Annotated in this window: 2 protein-coding genes; both read right to left on the reverse strand. The window is 66.7% G+C overall.

The features are described 5' to 3' along the window. The coding region (pilP, locus tag ACVLVH_RS24195; protein ID WP_498950479.1) for a type IV pilus biogenesis protein PilP at positions 1-470 on the reverse strand (470 nt) is incomplete at its 3' end. Next, a partial coding sequence (pilO2, locus tag ACVLVH_RS24200) for a type 4b pilus protein PilO2 (RefSeq protein ID WP_498950481.1) occupies positions 457-1,138 on the reverse strand: 682 nt, incomplete at its 5' end. The genes pilO2 and pilP, both read right to left, overlap by 14 nt.

A 1,138-nucleotide genomic window follows, 5' to 3' on the forward strand; every position in this document is an offset into this window, starting at 1 on the left:
GTCACCTCGCTGAACGTGATTTTTGCCACCGTCCAGGCGGTGCCCGGAATGCGGCTGCCTGCCTGAACGCGCACCTGATTACCGCCGTCGAGCTGGAGCGTGGCGGAGAGCTGCTGGCCGCCAGAGATTTCCACAATCAGCGGCAGCGCGCGGCTCTCCTGTGCGGGTTTGGGTGCGGCGCTGTCCTTCACCGGCGCGGCAGGCTGCGGATTAAATGGCCCGCCCGTGCCGGCGTCGTAGCCGTTTTTCTGCAGCTCGTTGAACGCTTTGGCCTGCGCCAGCTGCGCCTCGTACAGCAGGGTTTTGGCCTGAATATCTTCCAGCCGGCCAAGGCTGGTATCGCGCGGGCCGGCATCAGGAGAGGCTGCCGGGCCGGGTGAATCCGGTCCTTCATTCGCTGCGGGAGCGGCGACGGCCAGCTGACTGGCGATCAGCGCGGGCAGCAGGTAACGCCACTTAATTCTCTGCATAGAGCATTCCTTCCAGGGTGTAGGTCAGCCGGCTGCTGTGCAGCTCGGCCTTTACGGAACTCAGCCGCAGCCCGTTACCCGGGAAGCGCGAAGCGTCGAACAGCCGGTCCGGCGGGATATCGGTGATAAAGGTGAAGCTGTAACGCTTCCACGGCAGCGGGATATGGTCCTGCCCGACGGTCTGGGTCAGCACGACGGGCTCGCTGAAGCGCAGGTTTGCCCGCAGGCGCTGCGCGTAGCTGGTCATGCGGCGAAGCTGCTCGTCCCCCGGCAGCAGCATTTCGGCCGGCGCAGCGGCAAAGCGGACCGTCTCCTTAAATGACGCGTCGTCGGACGGCCCGGGCATGTTGAACACGGCCTGCGCCCCTGCCCCGTAAAGCTGCGGCAGCCGGGCGACAAAGTCCCCCACCGTGCCGCCGTCCGGCAGGGCATAGTGCAGCGTAAGCTGCCCGGTGGCCTCGCACGTTGCCCGGCTGAACACCCAGCCGGCAATCGACAGCGGCGCCTGACGCCACTGTTTCACGCACGCGCTGAGCATGCCCGAGAAGTCTGGCTGCCCACCCCACGGTTTATTCAGGCTGGCAGGCTTCAGCGCCGCCGCCTCGCGTGCGCGGGCCAGCTCGGCCTGCACCCAGGCGGCGTGCTCGGCCTTTTCCTTTTCCTCCAGC

Source organism: Kluyvera sp. 1366 (genome assembly GCF_054823405.1).